18 protein-coding genes are annotated in these 21738 nt (G+C 30.4%); 7 read left to right on the top strand and 11 right to left on the bottom strand.

Features of this window, described 5'->3' with window-relative positions:
- Positions 1-2: 2 nt before the first annotated feature.
- The 4 genes from EV195_RS06360 to EV195_RS06375 all read left to right on the top strand — a co-directional run bounded on the left by EV195_RS06360 (position 3) and on the right by EV195_RS06375 (position 3316).
- A complete protein-coding gene (locus EV195_RS06360) occupies positions 3-323 on the top strand; it encodes a 2TM domain-containing protein (RefSeq protein WP_132794084.1) in 321 nt (106 codons plus the stop codon).
- 11 nt (positions 324-334) lie between these two features.
- The gene (locus EV195_RS06365; RefSeq protein WP_132794085.1) at positions 335-1090 is read left to right on the top strand and encodes a LytR/AlgR family response regulator transcription factor; all 756 of its coding nucleotides are present in this window, start codon (positions 335-337) and stop codon (positions 1088-1090) included.
- A gap of 83 nt (positions 1091-1173) precedes the next feature.
- On the top strand, positions 1174-2574 hold the full coding sequence (locus EV195_RS06370) for a sensor histidine kinase (protein WP_132794086.1): 1401 nt from the start codon (positions 1174-1176) through the stop codon (positions 2572-2574).
- A gap of 1 nt (position 2575) precedes the next feature.
- Positions 2576-3316: a LytR/AlgR family response regulator transcription factor gene (locus EV195_RS06375; protein WP_132794087.1), complete on the top strand. Its 741-nt coding sequence runs from the start codon at positions 2576-2578 to the stop codon at positions 3314-3316.
- Here EV195_RS06375 and EV195_RS06380 read toward each other — a convergent pair.
- Positions 3313-4482 carry an MFS transporter gene (locus tag EV195_RS06380; protein ID WP_132794088.1) on the bottom strand — a complete coding sequence of 390 codons (1170 nt, stop codon included), beginning with the start codon at positions 4480-4482 and terminating at the stop codon, positions 3313-3315. The two genes, EV195_RS06375 and EV195_RS06380, sit on opposite strands and share 4 nt — an antisense overlap.
- A gap of 321 nt (positions 4483-4803) precedes the next feature.
- On the opposite strand from EV195_RS06380, the gene EV195_RS06385 reads away from it, so the two are divergent.
- Positions 4804-5319: a hypothetical protein gene (locus EV195_RS06385; protein ID WP_132794089.1), complete on the top strand. Its 516-nt coding sequence runs from the start codon at positions 4804-4806 to the stop codon at positions 5317-5319.
- 37 nt (positions 5320-5356) lie between these two features.
- Here the strand turns inward: EV195_RS06385 and EV195_RS06390 are convergent, their stop codons facing one another.
- Positions 5357-6364 carry a formimidoylglutamase gene (locus EV195_RS06390; protein ID WP_132794090.1) on the bottom strand — a complete coding sequence of 336 codons (1008 nt, stop codon included), beginning with the start codon at positions 6362-6364 and terminating at the stop codon, positions 5357-5359.
- 3 nt (positions 6365-6367) lie between these two features.
- A complete protein-coding gene (hutI, locus tag EV195_RS06395; RefSeq protein WP_132794092.1) occupies positions 6368-7603 on the bottom strand; it encodes an imidazolonepropionase in 1236 nt (411 codons plus the stop codon).
- A gap of 53 nt (positions 7604-7656) precedes the next feature.
- Here hutI and EV195_RS06400 point away from each other — a divergent pair, with 53 nt between their 5' ends.
- Complete coding sequence (locus EV195_RS06400) at positions 7657-8082, top strand: DUF3995 domain-containing protein (RefSeq protein ID WP_132794093.1); 426 nt, start codon at positions 7657-7659, stop codon at positions 8080-8082.
- Positions 8083-8123: 41 nt separating this feature from the next.
- On the opposite strand, the gene EV195_RS06405 is transcribed toward EV195_RS06400, so the two are convergent.
- The 6 genes from EV195_RS06405 to fumC all read right to left on the bottom strand — a co-directional run bounded on the left by EV195_RS06405 (position 8124) and on the right by fumC (position 16687).
- A complete protein-coding gene (locus EV195_RS06405) occupies positions 8124-8993 on the bottom strand; it encodes an aldose 1-epimerase family protein (protein ID WP_132794095.1) in 870 nt (289 codons plus the stop codon).
- 50 nt (positions 8994-9043) lie between these two features.
- Positions 9044-9517, bottom strand: coding sequence for a nucleoside deaminase (locus EV195_RS06410; RefSeq protein ID WP_132794096.1), 474 nt, complete (start codon positions 9515-9517; stop codon positions 9044-9046).
- Positions 9518-9562: 45 nt separating this feature from the next.
- Positions 9563-10702, bottom strand: coding sequence for an NAD(P)/FAD-dependent oxidoreductase (locus EV195_RS06415; protein ID WP_132794098.1), 1140 nt, complete (start codon positions 10700-10702; stop codon positions 9563-9565).
- A gap of 17 nt (positions 10703-10719) precedes the next feature.
- Positions 10720-13905 carry a LodA/GoxA family CTQ-dependent oxidase gene (locus tag EV195_RS06420; RefSeq protein ID WP_165915694.1) on the bottom strand — a complete coding sequence of 1062 codons (3186 nt, stop codon included), beginning with the start codon at positions 13903-13905 and terminating at the stop codon, positions 10720-10722.
- A 185-nt stretch (positions 13906-14090) separates the two neighbouring features.
- Complete coding sequence (locus EV195_RS06425; RefSeq protein WP_132794099.1) at positions 14091-15107, bottom strand: DUF4476 domain-containing protein; 1017 nt, start codon at positions 15105-15107, stop codon at positions 14091-14093.
- A 182-nt stretch (positions 15108-15289) separates the two neighbouring features.
- On the bottom strand, positions 15290-16687 hold the full coding sequence (gene fumC / locus EV195_RS06430; RefSeq protein WP_132794101.1) for a class II fumarate hydratase: 1398 nt from the start codon (positions 16685-16687) through the stop codon (positions 15290-15292).
- A gap of 151 nt (positions 16688-16838) precedes the next feature.
- Here fumC and EV195_RS16650 point away from each other — a divergent pair, with 151 nt between their 5' ends.
- On the top strand, positions 16839-17012 hold the full coding sequence (locus EV195_RS16650) for a hypothetical protein (protein ID WP_165872123.1): 174 nt from the start codon (positions 16839-16841) through the stop codon (positions 17010-17012).
- A 119-nt stretch (positions 17013-17131) separates the two neighbouring features.
- Here EV195_RS16650 and EV195_RS06435 read toward each other — a convergent pair whose 3' ends face one another.
- A complete protein-coding gene (locus tag EV195_RS06435) occupies positions 17132-19585 on the bottom strand; it encodes an outer membrane beta-barrel family protein (RefSeq protein ID WP_132794103.1) in 2454 nt (817 codons plus the stop codon).
- A gap of 151 nt (positions 19586-19736) precedes the next feature.
- Positions 19737-21626 (bottom strand): membrane protein insertase YidC, encoded by a 1890-nt coding sequence (gene yidC / locus EV195_RS06440; protein ID WP_132794104.1) that lies wholly within the window; start codon positions 21624-21626, stop codon positions 19737-19739.
- Between the last annotated feature and the right edge of the window lie 112 nt (positions 21627-21738).

The following is a 21738-nucleotide window of genomic DNA, read 5'->3' on the forward strand; positions in this document are numbered from 1 at the left end:
ATATGTTTTTAGAAAATAACAAAGATGAAGCTAATTATTTAATAGCTAAAAAGAGAGTTGAAGATTTAAAAAAGTTTTATAAACACCTTGCAGTGTACATTATTATCAACGTTTTCATATCTGTTATGAAAATCCGTAGAAATATTAATAATGGAGAAACTTTCGAAGAAGCTTTATTTGATTTTGATACATTTGCGGTTTGGATTTTTTGGGGAATTGCAATCGCTATTCAAGCATTTAAACTATTTGGATTAAACTTTCTTTTCGGTAGAGATTGGGAGCAGAGAACTATCCAAAAGCACATGCGTAATAATAGATATTAAAAATTAATATAATGAACGTACTTATCATAGAAGATGAAAAGCCAGCAGCAAGAAGATTAAATAGAATGCTTAATGAGTTGGGAATAGAGGTAAACACCATGTTACATTCTGTAGAGGAAGCTTTAAATTGGTTTCAAGAGAACGCGCATCCTGATTTAATTTTCTTAGATATTCAATTGTCTGATGGTTTATCATTTGAAATTTTTGAAGAAATTCCGGTGAAGTCAGCAATTATTTTCACAACAGCTTATGATGAGTATGCTTTAAAAGCGTTTAAATTAAATTCTATTGATTATTTATTAAAGCCAATTGATGATGACGAGTTAAAAGTGGCTGTAAATAAATATAAAGAGCAACAACCAGCTGAAAGTAGTTTGCAGGTGAATATTGATGAAATACGTAAACTATTAATAAATCCAATTGATCGTAAGTATAAGAAGCGATTTACTATTAAAATTGGACAGCATATTAAGATTATTCATACAGATAATATTGAGTGTTTGTATTCCGAAAATAAAGCGACATACATTCATACCAGTGAAAATAGAAACTATTTAATAGACTACTCATTAGAACATTGGCATGATCAACTAAATCCAGAGTCTTTTTTTAGAGTTAATAGAACATATATAGTGCATGTTAATGCCATAAAAGATATTGTAGCTTACAGTAATTCTAGATTAAAGTTAGTACTTCACTCTTATGACGAGCAAGAAATTATTGTAAGTAGAGAGCGTGTAAAAGATTTTAAAAATTGGATTGGTTAACAGTTTACTAGTAAAAAACAACAGTTCACTTAATTAAGTTTTAAGGAGTTTAAATTATACTTCATTTTAGTAGTAAAAAAAGTATGTATAAATTTGTTTCACCGTTAAAAAAGTCAATATTAATTGTTTTTTCTCTTCACTTATTAGCTTTCATCCTTCTATTTTTCACTGCTAAAATTTCACAGCCAGATATTTTTAGAGTTATTCCAATTACATTATCAATATCTCTTATAGTAATTTTTTTTTCTATTTTATTTTTCGAAAATAGTCAAAACAAACGAAGAGGTTTTTTGTTAATGTCGGTTACAATTTTTGTTCTGTGTTTATTTGTAACAAACTTTATTGATAAAAACTATTTAGTTCTTTTACATATAAAAGGCTTTATAATAGGTCTTTTAGGGGTTGCTTTTGGAGCTTTGTCTTTTTTGATTCAAGTTTTAATTGCAAAAGATAAATCTGTCTCAGATAATAAAAAAGGTCTAGTTAAGTATTCGTTAAAGCAAATCATATTAATTCCTTTGTCGGGCGTAATTTTTTATTCCATTATCATTTATATAGGAAGTTCATATTCTTTTAATATACTAACAGTTTGGACAGAACTTTTTCCAATAGGTTTTTTAACTACATTTATTGCTTTTCATTTCTTAAATAAGATTTATAGTAAAGGGTTAGAAGTAAATCGCACCAGAAATATTTTCTTATTGTATTTAACTATTTTAACGCTTTTAGTCTCGTTTTTAATTTTTTCAAGTGAAGCTTTTTACCTTTTTAAAGGTAACATGGTTAGTAGAATTACGATGATTGCAATACCGATAATAATATTGCATTTACCTTATGTTATCTATGTCATTCTTCTAACACATTTTTATTATTTAAAAAAGTTAGATAATCAAGAAAAAGAAGAGTTGAAACAAAAGTCTTTAGCTTCAGAAATAAATTATTCTTTATTGAAAAAACAATTGAGTCCTCATTTTTTATTTAACAATATAAATGTTTTGACAGGTTTAATTGAGGAATCACCCTATAAAGCTATAGAGTTTTCACAAAGCTTATCAAATGTGTATAGGTATTTTTTAGATAATGAGAAAAATGATGTTATTAAATTAAAGGATGAAATAAAGTTTGCAGAAAGTTATTTAGAATTAATGAGAATGCGATTTGAAGATGGAGTTCAATTAAAACTAGATGTAAATGAGGAAGCATTGGAAAAATATATTTTAACTAATTCCCTCCAACAAGTATTGGAGAATATTTTTAAACATAATGAAGTATCCTATGAAGTGCCTATGGAAATAGAAATATGTTCAGAAAATAATTATTTACAAATTAAAAATAAAAAAAATAAAAGATATTCAGAGTTTATAAGAAGAGGAATTGGGATAAATAATATAATGAAGAGGTATGCATTTATTTCTAACAGTGAAGTAGAGATTGAAGAGTCAGAAAATTTATATATAATTAGATTACCATTACTTTCAGATTAAAATGACTGCATTAATAATAGAAGATGAGTTACCTTCGGCAAGAAGATTAGAACGTTTATTGATAAAAAACAATATTACAGTAGTCAAATCATTGACTTCAATAAAAAGCTCTATTTCTTGGTTCAAAAATAATAATCATCCAAATTTAGTTTTTTTAGACATTCAATTATCTGATGGATTATGTTTTGAAATATTTAAAAAAATAGATATACATTCAAATATTATTTTCACTACTGCTTACAGCGATTATAGTATAAAGGCTTTTGATTTTAATAGTATTTCGTATTTGTTAAAACCAATTAATGATAATGACTTAATTAAAACACTTTTAAAAGCTAGTCAAATTTGTGAAAGGGAGGAAAACTATAATAATTTAATGAAAATACATTCAGAATTTACTTCTCATAAATTCAAGACAACTTATACAATAAAGTTTGGAAACAAAATTAAAATTATAAAAGATAGAGATATTCATTATTTTGAAAGTAATGATAATTATACATATTTGAATTCTAATTCCAGTAAAGGAATAGTAAATTTTTCTCTTAGTAAACTTGAAGAAATTTTAAATCCATTTTATTTTTTTAGGGTTAATAGATCAATTATCATTAATAAAAATCAAATAAAACAGGTGGAAAAGTACAGTAACTCAAGATTAAAGTTAGTACTTCACTCTTATGACGAGCAAGAAATTATTGTAAGTAGAGAGCGTGTAAAAGATTTTAAAAATTGGATTGGCTAATAAACAGAATCCTTTTTGGAATTTAGCAAAGCAAAAACTGGACCTATTACTAAAAACATAAATAGGTATTGTATATTAATATAATCCGACAAAAAATTAATTGTTTGAATACTTACTATAGTTAGAGAAAATCCTACGCAATTTACAATGGTTAACGCAGTTCCTTTAATTTCTTTAGGAGCATTTTTAGCGACTAGTGTTGAAAAAAGAGGAGAATCCATAATTACTGCAAATCCCCATATCAACAATAAGAAAAACAGCCAGATTTCATTAAATAGAAATAGTGTAGGAGATATCAAACAGCATATACCTGATAGTAGTAATGCAGCTGTAGCTATTTTTTGTTCACCCCATTTTAACGATAAATATCCACCTACTACACAAGCTAGACTACCAATAGCTATGATTATAAAAGACCATAAAGAGATGTTAAAAGAGGATTCTGGGTGTAACGTATTATACGTTTTAAGTATCAAAGGAATAAAGACCCAAAAAGTATATAATTCCCACATATGACCAAAATAACCAAAAGCAGCAGAACGAAAAGACTTATTTTTAAACACATCTACTATAGCATTTAAATGCAATTTATCGGTGCGTTTTCTAAAAGGACCATCAGGAATTAAAACTAACATTGCTCCACCACCAAGAACAGCTAAAATAGAAGTACCAGCAATAACCGATTCCCAAGGTAAAGAAGTTTTTAAAGCAGTTAGTAAGTGAGGAAGAGAAGTTCCTAAAACTAAAGCTCCTACTAAAAAACCTAAAGATTTTCCTAATTGTTTATTAAAATAATCCGCTGCAATTTTCATTCCTACAGGATAAATACCAGCTAAAAAGAAACCAGTTGAAAAACGAAGAGCCATAAGACTGATAAAAGTGTTTGAACTATAGATAATACCTAAGTTACATAAAGCTCCTGCTAAAGCACAAAAAAAGAATACTATAGAAGGAGAAAATCGATCAGCAATATTTAGTAATGAAAATAGTAAAGTACCAACTAAAAAACCAAATTGTACAGAGGATGTTAAATTTGCTAAGGAGCTCTCGTTTAAATCAAAAGCACTTATTAAATCATTTATAATACCATTGCCAGCAAACCACAAAGATGTGCATAGAAATTGAGCAATAACTATTACCGTTAAGATAAATATTCTTTTTTTCAATGAATGTTTTTTAGGGAAAAACTTACAGTTTAAATATATAAGCTTTTTTATAAAAAAAGTATTAATTGTTATAGTTTTTTAATTGGAACAGTATAAATTTTGTTGAAATTTCTTTAAAAATGTAAAATTGAAAATGTTAGAAACAACAAAAAAATGACGTTTTGATTATTTTTAATAAAGAAGTGTATTGTATAATATATAATGAACTTTTTCATGGATAAGATAAGCTTATGAATCAAATAAGCAATATTAATATTATGTGGACCTACTATACAGCTAGTATTTTGTATCTTATAGCTATAATTTTAAAAAGAGAAAGTTATGAAACTATTATTATCATGTGTTTTTGCAATTAGTATGTTTATTTCACCAGTCAATGAGAATAAAAATAAAGTACTTAAAGAAGCTTCAAATAAGTCTAAGGCCTTTAATAGAGGAAGTATAGCAAATACTAAAATATCGTATCATATTGCATCCGTTAATAGAGGTCGATACGCAAAGATAGAATTTATCAACGATTATGATTATCCGGTGTTATTAGAAGGAATTGTTGATGGTGTTTTAATTGACGGTAAGAAAGATTACAAAATTCGAATTAAGCCGAATAGTAGAAAATCTTTTCTCATCAGATATATTGAAAGACAGCGATTTCCAGCAAGATGCAACAGCAGTTGGGTTCTAGATTCAAATTGTATAGATACAAAAAGAGAGGTATTGTTAAATTATAACAGATATGATACAAGTTTGATTCATGTATATAATCATAAGCTCGAAATTATAGAAGATAAGAACAAGAAACATTTAGAAGGAAAAGTAGGGAGAACAATTCTGAGATAAAACAAGAAAGACCATTTAAAAATGGTCTTTTTTTATACTAGTTATTTCTTGATTTTATAAAATCTGTAATTAAATAACTTATAAATTTTCCCACTTGAGCTGTTGCCATTTTTTCATTAGAAATAGAAGGAGCTCCTTCACAAACATGTAAATACGAAGCATTTTTATGTTTTCCAAAATAATGAACAAACTGCCTGGTTTGTTGAGGTGTAAAACCACTCGGAGTCATTGCACTACTTGGAAAATATTGAATACAGTCTAAATCTATTTCTATACCAAATGGTTTTTCTGAAACAAAGTTTAATGCTCGTTGTAATTCACTTTTAAAAGAGGTAGTTTGATAAACTTCTATCTCTTCGTACATGTTGTATTCTAGATTGATATTATCATGAATAAACTCAAAAATATATTGCGGAGTATAATTTTCATGCAAACCAAACATAAAATAGTGATCTAAAAAACCATTCTTTAGAGCATAAGAAAAACCATTTCCGCTATGTCTTTCCTCTAATTTTCGAAGGTCAGTATGAGCATCAAGATTTACAACGTTTATGGCATCATTGTTTGCTTCGGATAGTCCTTTTAAATTTCCATAGGCGTTGTTGTGTCCTCCTCCAATAACAATTGGAATTTTATTAGAAGCAATAATAAGTGCGATCCATTTAGATAGTTCAGCGTCTATTTCTTGAACAAGTTCATTACCTTTTTCTCTATCATTAGGATTAAAATTCACAACTTCATCTAAGAAATCTAAATAACCTAGAATCATAATTTCATTACCATTAATAAACTGATTTTGTTGTGTATTTAATAAAGCTTTTAAAGCAGGAATAAACGCTGTGTGTGCACCAGGATTTCCATAATTCATTTGAACACCAATATCTTCTGGGACACCAATTATTACAAACTTGGCATCAGAGTTTTGGAGTTCTTCCTCGACTTTTTTTGAATCTGTAATACACTGTACACATTCTCCTAGTTTTGTTTCTCCCTTTCTGGTAGCTACAAATTCACTAATATTTTCTTGAGAAAAAGTTTGTAACATAAACTAAACTCGTTTTCCATTAAGATATACAGATTCAATTACATTTGAACCAAAACTATAAGGTAAAAAGCCATACGAAGGAATCTCTTTTGTAATAAAAAGATTCGCTTTTTTTCCTTTCGTAATAGAACCTACTTCGTCAGATAAATTCATGGCAAATGCTCCATTTATAGTAGCTGCATTAATAGCTTCTTCTGGAGTCATTTTCATTTTAATACAAGCCGAAGAAACAACAAAATTCATATTTCCAGAAGGAGTTGAACCAGGATTATAATCTGTTGCTAATGCTAAAGGTAATTCAGCATTTATAATATCACGAGCTGGAGTATAAGGAATGCTCAAGAAATAAGAACAGGATGGCAATGCAACAGGCATTGTATCAGAACCTTTTAAAGCTTCAATATCATCATCTGTCATAATTTCTAAATGATCTACAGATAAAGCTCCTTTTACTACACTAGCTTGTAAACCACCAATTGAGGTAAATTGATTTACATGAATTTTAGGAACAAGTCCGTGCTTTTTTCCAGCATCAATTACTCTTTCTGTTTGCGATACAGAAAAATAACCAGTTTCACAGAAAGCATCAATAAAATCGGCCAAGTTTTCTTTGGTAATTTCTGGAAGCATTTCATTGATAATTACATCAATATAAGCATCTTTATTTTCTTTATATTCAGTAGGAAAAGCATGTGCTCCTAAGAAAGTTGCTTTAATAGGAATTTGGAAATTTTCCTTTAGCTTTTTTATAACACGAAGTATTTTTAGTTCAGCATCAACGGTTAAACCATAACCTGATTTAATTTCAACTGCCCCAGTTCCTAATTGTATGATTTCTTTTAAACGTTTACTAGATTGCTCGTATAGTTCTTCTTCTGATGTATTTTGTAATTTTTTAGCTGAATTTAAAATTCCTCCACCACGATTAGCAATTTCTTCATACGTTAAACCATTAATTCTATCAACAAATTCTTGTTCTCTATTACCAGCATAAACAATATGAGTGTGACTATCACACCAAGAAGGAAATACCATTTTTCCTTTACAGTCTACAATCATTGCACTTTGGTAAGATGGAATCTCTTCCATAGAACCATAATTGATAATTCGTTCTTTTTCAATAGCTAAAAAGGCATTTTTTATAGTAGGTAACTCAGCCATTTCTTTGCCTGAAACCTTTTTTACATTTTTATCTCTAACTTGAACTAATTCCTTGATATTAATCAATATTGTTACCATAAAAGCTTTATAACTTTGAGCAGTGACAAACTTACATTAAAAAACGAATTATTATGGTATTTTTTCTAGGGATTACATGCGGAATTATTTTTTTAGCGATTTCATTTCTTCATATTTACTGGGCATTTGGAGGGAACTTCGCATTAGGTGGAGTAATCCCAACTAAAACGGATGAGGTAAGAATTTTTAAAGCGCCACCGATTTTAACCTTTTTGGTTGCGGTATTTTTATTCTTTGTGGCTGTTATTTATTTACAAGCCTCAAAAGTTTTTGATTTTTCTATGTTACCGTTGTTCCTTAAACAATATGGTATCATTTTTTTCTCTTCGATTTTTATCATAAGAGCCATTGGTGATTTTAACTATGTAGGCTTTTTTAAAAAGGTAAAAGGAACTCAGTTTGCTAAGAATGATTATAAGTATTTTTCACCTTTGTGTGTATTTCTGGGAATAGCTGGAATTTTAATCTATTTTTTATAAAAGCCTAATAATTTTTCAGATTAAATAACACGTAAAACTCACTAAAATAAAGTAACAACATAACACTGCTTAAACTCTTTATTTATATCTAATTCAATAATTCCATCTTTAGTTGTGAAATCTTGATTAGTAGTTTCTAAGTCGGCGGCTCCCATCCAAGGCTCAAAACATATAAAAGGAGCTTTATTTACGGTCCAAAATGCAACGTATTCCCAATCTGAACATTCAAAATTAATTCCGTGTTTGTGTTTTTTTGATTTCAATGACATTACTTTAGAAGTAATATTCTTATAAATTAAAGCATCTTCTATAAACAAATTATAATTTAAAGGAAGTTCTTTTGGAAGTTGTTTTTCCGTTGGTGTTTCAATACGTAAACCATTTTCTTTGTTCAATGAAAATTGTAACGGATTTTCATCTTTCTCAAATTCAATGAAATAGTCTGAAAACGAAGTTTCTTCAGTAATTGGACATTTAAAAGCAGGATGTGCTCCAATTGAAAAGAATATAGGTTTATTGTCTACATTTTCAACTTTGTAAGAAGTTTCGAGTTTGTTTTTTTCCAAACGATATGCAACTAAAAGTCTGAATTTATATGGATATATAGCTAGTGTTTTTTCTGAAAAAGACAATTCAAACACTAGTTCAGTTATCGATTGAGAAACAAGTGTAAATTCATTATCTCTGGCAAAGCCATGCTGTGATAAATGAAATGTTTTATTATCCACTAGATAGGAGTTGTCTTTTAGTTTACCAACAATTGGAAATAGAATAGGAGCGTGGCGTTTCCAAAAATCAGGATTACCATTCCATAAATAATCAAGTTTTGTTTCTTTAGAATATAGCTTTATGAGTTCGGCTCCAGATAAAGAAAAAGTAGCTTTAATTTGTTCGTTTTCTAGTGTAATCATTAGTATTAGGTTATAAAAAATCCCTACTAACAAAGTAAGGATTTTAATATTTAATATTCAATTTTGTCGTCTTTTTCAGACCATTTCTGAAATGGTTCTAAAGCGATTTCTCTTCCTACCTGCTCAAACGGAATACTTCTTTTTTCGTAAGGTAATGGTATTTCTTTATAGATAAACTCATCATCGAATCCGATATTTGCTGCATCTATTTGGTTACTTCCATAGTATACTTTGTCTGGTCTTGCCCAGTATATTGCTCCTAAACACATAGGGCAAGGTTCACAAGACGTATATACGATACATCCATCTAATTGAAATGAACCTAAGTTTTTACACGCATCTCTAATGGCAGTTACTTCTGCGTGCGCTGTAGGATCATTAGTTGAGGTAACTTTATTGTTTCCACGCCCAACTATTTCTCCGTCTTTAACTATAATACATCCAAACGGACCACCTTCATTATTTTGCATTCCTTTTAAAGCAGCTTTTACTGCTTCACTCATATATTCTTCGTGTGTATTCATATTTTTATTTTAAAGATAAAAAAAGGGCAGCAAAAATAGTAGATTTTACAATACGAAAGCATTTTCTAGTCTTCTTTTCCAAAATATAGCATTAGTCCATCGATTTTCAGCGCTGTAGAAAAGATTTTTATGTTTTAAATAATGAGTCCAAACAGAATTAATTTGTGAAGTATATTCTTTTGAAAACTGACTCATTTCTTCTTGGTATTTTAATGAAGAAATATCATATTTTTTTAGAAGTTGTGAAGCTTGCATAGCATTAGCCATGGCATTAAACATTCCTTGAGAAGATAAAGGATCAAAACTAATTGCAGCATCGCCTAAAGCAATCCATTGTTGCCCAACTACCGTATGTAGTTTTGTAGAATTAGCACTTACAACACCTTTAAAATCAATTTCATTTTCTTTATGCTCAATTAATTTAGAAATAACTGAATTGGTTTTCGTTAATTGAGAAAACGACAAGAAATTTTTAAAAAGACTTTTATCAAAGATATCAGTATCAGTTTGGTAGGAAATAACTCTTTTGTTATCTGGAAGAACTGCTGTATACCACCAGCCGAACTCATCACTTATAATTGAACTCATGGTGTTTCTTTCTGTATTTGGAAGTGTAAACCAACAAGAGAGTAGAGAATCATAATTGGTTCTTTTTATTCCTAAACTTCTTGCAAAGTGAGCGTTTCTACCTGTAGCATCTATTACAAAATCTGCAGAGACTGTAATTGCTTCTCTATTCTTTTGATTATCTTTTTTACAAGTTATTTTCCATTTTTCATCCGAATAAGTACTATTAAATAATCTAAATCCCCAAAATCCTTTTACACCTTTTTCCGAAGCTTTTTCTCTTAGAAATAAACAGAGTTTTTTTCGGTCAACACTTTTTGATAATCCATCTGGGTTTCTCAAATGATCAAGTATTTGTAATTGATCACTTCCCCAATAGGATTGCATTCCTAAATTATCAATGAATAAGTTTTTTAGCTCAGTATTATTTAAAGAAATTCCTAATGCATTAAAAACACGTTGTGTAGCAGGAGCTAAAGATTCTCCAACTTTATCAATCGGTTGTTCTAGTTTATCAATAAGGGTTACTTTATAGTTATTCGATAAAGCAATGGCGGCAATGCAACCTGCAATGCCGCCACCAATTATTGCTATTTCTGTATCATTATTATCCATCATATAAACAAACTCCTTTATTATTTTGGAATATATCTTGAAAAACGTGTCATTTTCTCTGGTATTCCAACTTCTGTTCTCTTTTGAGGAGCTTCTTGATGAGATTTTGTTCTATTAATGTTATGCAATTTTGAAGCTAATAAACTAATTGTATGAATAACATTTGGAGTTTGAACAAAATCTTTCATTAATTCGTCTTCAACTAAAGTTAATAATTGATTTTGAGCTCCTTCTAATAAGAATTCTTCATTCAATAAATTGTCATGTGATAATTTATCTACTGCGTCAACTAAAACATCTTTTGTTGCAGAATTTAAACTATCAGTATTTAAAGTAGTATGTAAATCTTTTAAGGTAGCTTTTAAAAGTGCTTCTTCTTGGGCTGGAGTAGGCGTAATACCTACTTGCATTTCCTTTGGGAAATTTGGATCATTTTGAACTCCAGGACGTTTTTGAACAACTGCAAGTTTGTCAAAATACTTAATCATACTATTAATCTGATTAGTATAATTAGGTGCAGCACCATCTAAAGGAAGATCATTTAACCAATCTGCTCTGTCTGCAAAAGCTTCCATACGAGTTTCTTCTGCTAAATTAGTATCTAAAGTTTGATCATAACGTTTTTCGTTCAAGATATTATTCGGAACTCTTGCCGGCCAGAAAGTAGGTAGATATGGATCATATGTCGTTGTATATCCATCTCTACAACTTGCTGTATCAGTTTGCCATGGAATTGCCATCCAACGTGTAATTCCACCAGCAACTTGTCCTCCTAAAATCGGACCTTTTGCTAACGTTAAGGTATCACTACTCATGGTTGGCCCGTAATATATATTGTTTACAGGAGGCGTAGCTTTTGCGTGTTTTACTCTAAACGGAGCCATATACATTCCAGAAGAACGCATAGGCCAAGTCATTTCACACCCAGGATGGAATGCATCTGCTAAACAAAAATCCATAGCGGCTTTAGTTAGCATATCAGGTTGTTCATGAACAGGCAAATCATCAATGGTTTTTTGTTTTTCATGAAACGGACAACCTTCAGTATCCATATAATCAGCGTCAAAATCACCAGTAACCCACTGATCTAAAAATTCCAATTGTAATTCAGATAAGGTAGCATGCTGACGTACAGAACCTGTTGAAGGAATACTAATAGCATCTCCATATAACCAAGGCCATAATTGTGGAGCTTCTGCACCTGTTACTTCAATTCTTCTAAAGTTATTAGAAATCGTTCTTCTCATTTCTAAAAATGCAGGAGAAGGATTACCCAACTTTTTGATCCATTCTTTCGAAGTGTAATTGAATTGTCCACCCCAACCAAAAGCACCAGCAAATCCAGCATTTACCCATTGTAAATCTGTCATACGTTGGAAAATTGGCAATATATCTTTTGTAAAAGAAGGTCGTTGCGGTCTTGTTAACATTCCAGATTTTACGGCTACACTTCTCATTAAATCCCACATGGTTCTTACCGATTTTTGCATCGGAGCATAATCTGGTGGGGCACAAACAACCCAAGCAGGATCAACTTTTAATTTTGTTCCGTTGTATTCTACTTCAGCAGTAACAGGTCCGTCAGAAGTATCATCATACCAACCTTCGTTATTGGCAAATGTAATAGCGATATCGCCATCTATATTTTCAGATTTTCCATGTCCACCTAACATAATTAATCTACCTTTTTCATCGGTTTTCATTTCACCTAAATACACTTTTTTAGATAAAAACTCTCCTTCGAAGAAAGGACCATCTTGAATATTAGTTCCGGAAATGGACTTTGCTCCTCCATCAATTAATAACGATTCACGATTAGGAACATTAATATTTCGTAAGAATGAAGGCGGAGCATCGGCAGCTTCAGGAATATCTAAAGCCAATTGAAACTGATACCATGAAGCTTTTTGATTCGCTAAATGGCAATGCCAAGTAATTTTTGCATTTTCAGCAGTTAATTCTTTTACTGCCTTCCCAGCGGCATTAAAACCATAAACCCTAAATTGTGCAGCTTGTCTTTTCAAGGCTCCGATTTCATCTCTATAAGCATAAGGATCTTCTTGCGCTATTGGTTCATCGGTTAAAGGGCCAATGAAATATTCTTTTTGGCTATTTCCAACTCGCATTATTCCTATTGGTGGATAAATTCCAGCAGTAACAATACAATCATCATCTTCATCAGTATTTCCTTGGAACTTAGGATTTCTTTCTTTTGGCTCTTCTAATAATTCTCCATTCGCTTGATGACGAGCTTCTGCACTTGCAGCGTACACTACTTTTCTAACTTCAGCAATAGAACCTAATGGTTCATGTTGTGGTAGTGTTCTCCAAATATTGAAGGCTAAATTGCTTCCAAATTCAGCCTGACCAATTCCAGCAACATTTTGCTTTGGTAAATGAAGTTTTGCTATACAGATATATGGACTTTCTTCCGTACTCCAAACCACTTGTGCATCATCAATTGGCATGGTATCAGGATTTGTTCTTAATTGAATTTCAAACCTGAACGTAGCATCGCCTTGTAATAAACGTTTTTCAAGATCAATTTTTAAATAATCATTTTCATTGAAAGGAGTTCCTTTATAAGTGTTTTCTGGAACTAAACGATACTTTACGATTTGATTGTCGCCTAATTTAAAAGGAAGAATCGCCCAATAACTTGCACTTAAAACACTCGCTTCTTCCTTAGTCATTGCTTGTAATATAGCAGCAAGTTCAGGATGTTTATCTATATATGAATCATAATCTCTATCAATTACACCAGCAGTTGTAAAACTGCACATTTGTTGAGCATCACGAGCAAAAAAGCGATCGATATTTTGCATGATGAAGTCTGCATTTGTACCACCGTCTAAAATATTTTCTCCATTTATACCGAAAAGTTTCAGACCAACACCTAAAGTAGAATGCAAATCAGGTGAAGTAGGAGTAGTATCGCTCGAAAAACGAACAGCACACTCATAAGAATCGCCAGCAAATAGTCCTAATTTAAAACGTTCTTCTATATCTTTATTAATAACAAAATTTCCGTAGGCAATTCCGTGTTGTTTTCTAAAAACAGCTCTTTCTGCAGGTTTTTGTCCTCTTTCTATGCGTGTTTTTTGTCCCATTTCAACAAACATCTCTTTAAGACGTTTTGTAATAGTTTCAATATCTCCATCACAATTCCAACATGAAGATGACTTGTAGTTATTAGATTCTTCCATTGATTAGTAAGTTTAAAGTTTAGGTTAATCAGTACTAAAAATAAGATTTAATCTACTGATTTAATGAAAAATATTCCCCAAACGTATTTTTTTTGGTTATGGGTGATTCTTTTGTAGTGCTAAAAAAGAAAAGCACAGTTATTAACTGTGCTTTTAAATCATATATAATAAAAAGTTCCTTTACTTTAGTTATTAAGGAGAAACTGATCAAATTCTCTTTTGTATCTAGAAAAACTTAGTGTTTCTTTTAGCTTGTAAAATTGATCTTTTTCAGGACAATTTTGAAAACTAACTTTTAGGATATCTAATTTATCTTTATCAAAACTAAATTCATTTACAATAGCTCTAATTCTAGGAATTGAAAAGCAATTACGCTCTAAATGTTGTTTTGCTAATTGTAAACGTTCTTTAGAAAATCGTTCATCTTTTATAGATTTTAAAACATACTCAAATTCATTTTGAGATAAAGGCAAACAATTATTATAGCCAGGTTGATTGTTTATTTTTGTAATTTCAAGATCTATAAACCTAATTAAACGTTGTTTTAAATAATTCTCATTGATTAATTGTTCTGTATAATAGAAATTTTCTAAATCAAATGAATAAGGAAAAGAAAATTGTAGCAATTCAAAACGCTCTCCATTAGACTGTACCATTTCTGTCAACTTCATAATTTGTGCTGTGCTTAAACAGTTATGAGAAATAATATCTTTTAAATCGTTTACAGTATAATTTCTCCTATTTCCTCTTTTGTTATATAAATTATTGAATTGATATTCGGACATAGGTTGCTTACACGTATTTGTTATAATTCCATGATAATAATCTGCATTAGGGTAATCAATTTGGGAAATAACATTTTGATTTGCTTGTGTATTGTGATATAATTTCATGGCAAAAGAAAAGCTAGAAAAAAGATCATACACCTGAAAGAAATTTCGTTTATCAATTACTTTTGGATATGCATTTACACAAATTCTGTATTTTCTTCTATCACTAGTAAAAAAACGACAAGCGTCGATTAATTCAGAAACATAAATATCGTTTTGAGAAGTATAATTCATGGCTTTGTCTAAAACCATTTCTGGAGCATACTTTTTTTGTGTAAGCTCGTTTTTAAAAGATTCATATTTAGTTTTCTTTTGACCATAAGTAGCAAATGAAATATATAAGCCTAATAAGAGTAGTATTCGTAGTTTCATAAGTTTTGTTTTTAGTTATTAATAAGCTATTTTCAAACAGCATGCCAATAATCTAAGATTTTTAGATTTGATTTATATTGGTTTTATAAGTGTTTTAATATCAGTGTTTTTATTTGTAATAAAAAAATAAAAACCACAACAAGCGTTGTGGTTCTATTAGATTTTATAATTTTAAAAGGAGCTTATTTTAAACTTCCAATCATATCTTCTGGTTTTACCCACTCATCATATTCTTCTGCAGTAACGTAGCCTAAATTAATAGCTTCTTCTTTTAAAGTAGTTCCGTTAGCATGAGCTGTATTTGCTATTTCAGCAGCTTTGTAATAACCAATTTTAATGTTTAAAGCCGTAACTAACATTAAAGAATTGTTTACTAACTCAGTTATTCTTCCATAATTAGGCTCAATTCCTTGTGCACAATTTACATCAAAAGACACGCAAGCGTCTCCAATTAATTGAGCAGATTGTAATACATTGGCTGCCATCATTGGTTTGAAAACGTTTAATTCATAATGACCTTGTGTTCCTCCAACAGTAACAGCAACATCATTACCCATAACTTGCGCACAAACCATAGTAATAGCTTCTGCTTGTGTTGGGTTTACTTTACCTGGCATGATAGAAGAACCTGGTTCATTAGCTGGAATAATTAGTTCCCCAATACCTGAACGTGGTCCAGATGCCATTAAACGAATATCGTTCGCAATTTTGTTTAACGAAACGGCTAATTGTTTTAAAGCTGAATGCGTTTCAACTAAAGCATCGTGTGCAGCTAAAGCTTCAAATTTATTTTCTGCAGTAATAAATGGTAAACCAGTAAAATCTGCAATATACTTAGCTACTAGAACATCATAACCCTCAGGAGTATTTAATCCAGTACCAACAGCTGTACCACCTAAAGCTAACTGACTTAAATGTGCTAATGAATTTTTTAATGCTTTTAAACCAAAGTTTAATTGTGCTACATACCCAGAAAATTCCTGACCTAAGGTTAGGGGAGTAGCATCCATTAAATGCGTACGTCCAATTTTTACAACGTCTTTAAAATCTTCTGATTTTTTTTGTAATGTATCTCTTAATTGCTCAACTCCTGGGATGGTAACTTCAACTACTTTCTTGTAAGCAGCAATGTGCATTCCTGTTGGGAATGTATCGTTAGATGATTGCGATTTATTTACATCATCATTTGGTTGAATTGTTTTTTCTCCTTCACCAATCTTTTTTCCTGCGATCTCATGAGCTCTGTTGGCAACAACTTCGTTTACATTCATGTTGCTTTGCGTACCAGAACCAGTTTGCCAAATTACTAACGGGAATTGATCGTCGTGCTTACCAGCTAAAATTTCATCACAAACTTGTGCGATTAAATTACGTTTTTCTTCAGCAAGTACACCTAATTCACAATTGGCATAAGCAGCAGCTTTCTTTAAATAAGCAAATCCGTAAACAACTTCTAAAGGCATTGAACCAGCTGGTCCAATTTTAAAGTTATTTCTAGAACGCTCAGTTTGTGCTCCCCAATACTTATCGGCAGGTACTTTTACCTCACCCATTGTGTCTTTTTCAATTCTATATTCCATTATTATACGATTAGTTTATAAGTGGTTTCAAAGTTAAGAAAACTAGTAGAATTGTTTGTTTAAATTATTGTTGAAATATTTTAAGAAATCATAGAAAAAAACGAAAATATATTCTATTTTTGCAAGCAGTAATTATTTATCAAAACAAAAGATGTTAAATTTTTCAGAGTTTTCAGGATTAGTATTATTTATGTTCATATTTACAACTGGTTTTTGGTTGTTAATTTTCTTATTAACGTTTGTAGTTCCTTATTGGATTGGTGGAACTATCTGGGAAAATTTAAAATTGAAGAGAGAAGCAAAAAAAGCTGCTGAAGGAAAGTAGTTTTAAAAATATAATATATAAAAGCCCGCAATTTGCGGGCTTTTTTTATGCACTAAAATACGGTCATAAAAAAAGCTCACTATAATGTGAGCTTTTGATTTATAAATAGGTTCTAAATATTAACTTCCGAATCCTTCGCCTCCATCACCATCTCCATTATTTCTCTCAGGGCGTTCTCTTTTTTTCTTTTGATTGAAACGATAGGTAAAATTTAATGATATTTGGCGTTCTCTCCATTGAAAACTACTTTCATTTACAGAGCGTAATGTATCATCTTCTTCATATAAGAAAGTTGTGCTTTCTCTTTTTCTGGTGTTGAATAAATCACTTACGTTTAAAACCAACGTAGCCTTTTCATTAAATAAATCTTTACTTAAAGCTATATTTGTAACAAACATACCTTTTCTAGTGCTTTGCGCATCATCTTGTGGGCCACGATACATAATTCTTGTTTGCCATTCTATTTTAGCAGGTAAAGTAACACGAGAATTGAAACGTGCAAACCAACTACTTTCATTTACTTCATCTAAATTAGTTACAACTGTTTCGCCTGAATTACTAGTATAAGTAAAATTAAAAGGATCTGTTTTAAATTTGAAATAGTTGAAAGAACCACTTAAACGAACACTTTTAGCTGGATTATAATTTGCAGTAAACTCAAAGCCATAACGTTGTTCATCATTTAAGTTTAATGGTTGACGAACAGTAACATCAGTTAACACCCCGTCTACATTTCTTTCTTCCAAAATAGAAACTCTTTGAATAACATCAGTGGAGTATTGATAATATACTGAAGCTCCTAAATTAAATTTACTAATTCTTGTATTGTAACCTAGATCGTAAGAACTCGTATATGTTGGATTTAAATCAGGGTTTCCTCTAAAAACATTGGTTGCAGAACTTCTACTTTCAAAAGGATTTAAAAACCAATAACGAGGCCTTCTTAAACGTCTTGCATATCCTAGTGTAAAATTATCATTATCATTCAACTCATATCCAAAGTTGATTGTAGGAAACCATTCAGTATAATTCTTTTCGTTAAAAGAATCGTTATTAATTAAATATAAATCAATATTGGTAATCTCAGTTCTAAGTCCAAATAGATATGAAAACTTGTTAAGTTTACTACCAAACTGAGTATAAAAAGCATAAATATCTTGTTTAAAATCTATAGCATTAGAAGGATCAGAAGGTAATGTGTTTCCGTTTCCATCACGAACTCTAAAATCAGAATTTAAATCTTGTAAATCGGACTTATGTCCTAATTCAAATTGACTATTTTCTCCAATAGGTAAAACATAATCGATTTGAACTAATTTAGAAATTGAATTTGTGATTTGAGAATTTTGTTCTGATAAAACTCCATCAACTGTAATTAAAGCAGGTTCACTTTCTTTACTATCGCCATATTGTAAATCAACTGTCAATTTTTGACCTTTGTCATCGATGTTATTGGTATAATTAATAGAATATTGAGTATCTGTCCCATCTTCTTTTTCGTTTTCAATACGAGTTTGATCACCTGTTTTATTTCTATTAACGTCAAAGAATTCAGTAAAGTTGGTAGCAATATCATCATCCTTAGATGTTCTGTAAAAAAATGTACCTGTTATGGAACTATTTTTATTGATGTAGTATTCTAATCCTATAGAACCATTGTAATTATTACTTTTTCGATTAAAAGTTCTATCCTCATTTCTAAAATCATTTAACACACCATTATCATAATTTGAGAAAAAGCTTTGAGAATTTCCAGGACCTTTTCTAAAATTGTATCCAAGATTTGAAAATAAATTTACTTTTTTAGTTCTATAATTCAAGCTCGTACCTAAAGCAAATTGAGCTGGATGTCCAACCGTAGTGTTTAAAGAACCATTGAATCCAGTAATTTTACCTTTTCGTAAAATAATATTTAAAATTCCAGCTGTACCTTCAGCGTCGTAACGTGCAGAAGGAGAGGTGATAACTTCAACTTTTTCAATAGCATCGGCAGGTAAATTACGTAAAGCATCAGTTCCATTTAAACCAACTAAAGCAGAAGGTTTACCATCTATTAAAATTCGAACATTCTCGTTACCACGTAAGCTTACAGCACCTTCAGCATCTACATTTACAGAAGGAACGTTATCTAACACATCAGAAGCATTTCCTCCTTTAATAGTCATGTCTTTCCCTACATTATATATTTTTTTATCTAAACGGATCTCTACAGTAGATTTCTCAGCTACGATTTCAATTTCTTCTAAGGTTTCTGTATCTTCAGATAATGTAATTACACCTAAATTGATGTCAGCAGACAGCTCTTTTTGTGGTAATTGCTTAGTTTTAAAACCGATAAACTCTACTTTCATATCGTAAAGTCCTTTTGGTACTGCAACTGAAAAGTTTCCATTTAAATCGGTAACGCCACCGGTAACTTTTTTAGTTTTTACATCTGTTATAATAAATGTTGCATATTCCAGAGGTTGTTTAGAAGAAGCCTCCATAATTTTTCCAGTAACAGTTATATTAGTTCCTCTTTGTGCAAATATGGAAGTACAAAAGAGTATAAATAGGATTGTAATTTTATTCATGTATGTGATGATAATAGATTAACTATACTTTGACAGCAAAGTTCCGTAATGGTTTAAGCACTTGATGTTAAAAGTTTGTTAAACAAAAAAGCTGCATCGTTAAACATAACAAATGCAGCTTTTTACGTTAAAATATAAACTTATTTATATATTATTTTTTTCTGTTTTGTGCAGCCTTTTTTTGTGCTTCTTGTTGTTCTTGAGCTTGTTTCATGGCAGCGTCTAAACGCTCTCTGAATTTACTCTTTTTAACAGGTTTTTTCTTGTTTTCCTCTATTTGTGCATGAATTTTTGCTTCATCAATTACATAGTTTTTAATGATAAACATAATTGTAATTGTAAGTAAGTTAGAAATAAAGTAATATAAACTTAATCCACTTGCATAGTTATTAAAGAAGAATAACATCATGATAGGAGAGAAGTAAATCATATACTTCATCATTTTAGTCATGTCTGGCATTCCTTCTTGAGGAGGAGCTTGCATAGCTGATTGTTGACTTTGATTCATTTTCATGTAAAAGAAAATAGCAATAGAAGCTAAAATCGGGAATAAACTAATATGATCTCCATAGAATGGAATACTAAATGGTAGTTTAGCTATGGTGTCATAAGAAGATAAATCGTTCGCCCATAAGAATGCTTTCTGTCTAAAATCAATATTGGTTGGGAAAAACTTAAATAAAGCAAAGAACACAGGCATTTGTAATAATGCAGGAATACAACCGGACATCATACTAACTCCAGCTTTTCGTTGCACCGCCATAATTTCTTGCTGACGTTTCATTGCATTTTCATTACCAGGGTATTTTTTGTTTATTTCTTCCATCTCTGGGCGAATTACCTTCATTTTTGCACTAGATAAATATGACTTATATAATACAGGAGATAAGATAATTCTTGTAACAATGGTCATTAAAATAATAATTAAACCATAATTTCCAATAAATCCTTTTAATAAGTTAAATACAGGATAGAAAATAGTTCTGTTTAAGAATCCGAAGATACCCCAACCTAAGTCAGAAATTTCTTTTAAATCTGTTCCTTCATATGTCTTTAATAAATTATAATCAGTTGGTCCGTAAAACCACTGCATGTTATAATTTAGTTCTCCACTCTGTAAAGCTAAAGGTGTATTTAAACTATAAGTTTTTGTAAAAACAGAATCTTGCTCTTCTCCTAAATAATCTACAGATTTTAATTTTGCATCTTTAAAAGGAGTGTCAGTAGATAAAACAGCAGAGAAGAAGTGTTGTTTATAAGCAACCCAGTCTACTTGACTTGCAACTTCATCATCTTTCATTTGTAAATATTCAACATCACCATCTTGCTTATAGTAGTAATATGAATACATGTTTTCAGTACGTAAACTTTTTTCTTTACGTAAAGCTTTTAAATCCCAAGATAAGTTAATTGGTTGTCCGCCATTAATAACATTACTTAAACCTTGAGAGCGCACAGCAAAACCAATTCTATAATCGTTTGGTTTAATTTCATAGCGATACTCTAAAAATTTAGTTTCAGAAACTTTTAACTTCATAGAAAGAATAGTATTCTCTCCATTTTTAGTTAATTCAGGACTAAATAATAAATCTTTAGTATTTAAAATTCTATTATCTGTAGTACCAAAATTGATGTTAAAAGACGCGTTTTTATCTTTAATAATGTGTAAAGGTAAAGAGTCGTATGTTTTATAATTTTTAACTAAAGCCTCTTTTATTTGTCCTCCTTTATTACTGATGATTAATTTTACTAATTCATTCTCAATTGTAGTTTCACCATCAGTACTAGTAGCTGCTCCATAAGCAAAAGCACCTAATTGATTTTGTAAAGCGATTTGCTTTAAAGAATCATTTGCGATAGTATTTTCAGTAAGTGTAGGACTTGTAGCCGTTGAGTCTATTTGAGTAGTTAACTCAGTTTGAGTTGTTTTAGATTGCTCTTCTTCAACATTTGGTTTATTAGAGTTCATCCACCATAATAAAATTCCCACTAATAATAACATTCCTAAAAAGGAGTTGAAGTCAAATTTTTTTTCTTCCATCGATAAATATTAAATGTCAACTTGTCATTTCTCAAAAAATTAGCTGAGAAAAACGCGACAAATGTAGCAAAACTACACCGTTTTTTAGTTGTTTAGTTATAATTAATTTATT

This window comes from Tenacibaculum skagerrakense (assembly GCF_004345825.1).
Classification (GTDB): Bacteria; Bacteroidota; Bacteroidia; order Flavobacteriales; family Flavobacteriaceae; genus Polaribacter; species Polaribacter skagerrakensis.

What these genes read in the sequence shown, in the direction of transcription:
- EV195_RS06360 (WP_132794084.1), top strand. Translation starts at nt 3, where the DNA reads ATGTTTTTAGAAAATAACAAAGATGAAGCTAATTATTTAATAGCTAAA.
- EV195_RS06365 (WP_132794085.1), top strand. Translation starts at nt 335, where the DNA reads ATGAACGTACTTATCATAGAAGATGAAAAGCCAGCAGCAAGAAGATTA.
- EV195_RS06370 (WP_132794086.1), top strand. Translation starts at nt 1,174, where the DNA reads ATGTATAAATTTGTTTCACCGTTAAAAAAGTCAATATTAATTGTTTTT.
- EV195_RS06375 (WP_132794087.1), top strand. Translation starts at nt 2,576, where the DNA reads ATGACTGCATTAATAATAGAAGATGAGTTACCTTCGGCAAGAAGATTA.
- EV195_RS06385 (WP_132794089.1), top strand. Translation starts at nt 4,804, where the DNA reads ATGAAACTATTATTATCATGTGTTTTTGCAATTAGTATGTTTATTTCA.
- EV195_RS06390 (WP_132794090.1), bottom strand. Translation starts at nt 6,364, where the DNA reads ATGTTACAAACTTTTTCTCAAGAAAATATTAGTGAATTTGTAGCTACC.
- hutI (WP_132794092.1), bottom strand. Translation starts at nt 7,603, where the DNA reads ATGGTAACAATATTGATTAATATCAAGGAATTAGTTCAAGTTAGAGAT.
- EV195_RS06400 (WP_132794093.1), top strand. Translation starts at nt 7,657, where the DNA reads ATGGTATTTTTTCTAGGGATTACATGCGGAATTATTTTTTTAGCGATT.
- EV195_RS06405 (WP_132794095.1), bottom strand. Translation starts at nt 8,993, where the DNA reads ATGATTACACTAGAAAACGAACAAATTAAAGCTACTTTTTCTTTATCT.
- EV195_RS06410 (WP_132794096.1), bottom strand. Translation starts at nt 9,517, where the DNA reads ATGAATACACACGAAGAATATATGAGTGAAGCAGTAAAAGCTGCTTTA.
- EV195_RS06415 (WP_132794098.1), bottom strand. Translation starts at nt 10,702, where the DNA reads ATGATGGATAATAATGATACAGAAATAGCAATAATTGGTGGCGGCATT.
- EV195_RS06420 (WP_165915694.1), bottom strand. Translation starts at nt 13,905, where the DNA reads ATGGAAGAATCTAATAACTACAAGTCATCTTCATGTTGGAATTGTGAT.
- EV195_RS06425 (WP_132794099.1), bottom strand. Translation starts at nt 15,107, where the DNA reads ATGAAACTACGAATACTACTCTTATTAGGCTTATATATTTCATTTGCT.
- fumC (WP_132794101.1), bottom strand. Translation starts at nt 16,687, where the DNA reads ATGGAATATAGAATTGAAAAAGACACAATGGGTGAGGTAAAAGTACCT.
- EV195_RS16650 (WP_165872123.1), top strand. Translation starts at nt 16,839, where the DNA reads ATGTTAAATTTTTCAGAGTTTTCAGGATTAGTATTATTTATGTTCATA.
- EV195_RS06435 (WP_132794103.1), bottom strand. Translation starts at nt 19,585, where the DNA reads ATGAATAAAATTACAATCCTATTTATACTCTTTTGTACTTCCATATTT.
- yidC (WP_132794104.1), bottom strand. Translation starts at nt 21,626, where the DNA reads ATGGAAGAAAAAAAATTTGACTTCAACTCCTTTTTAGGAATGTTATTA.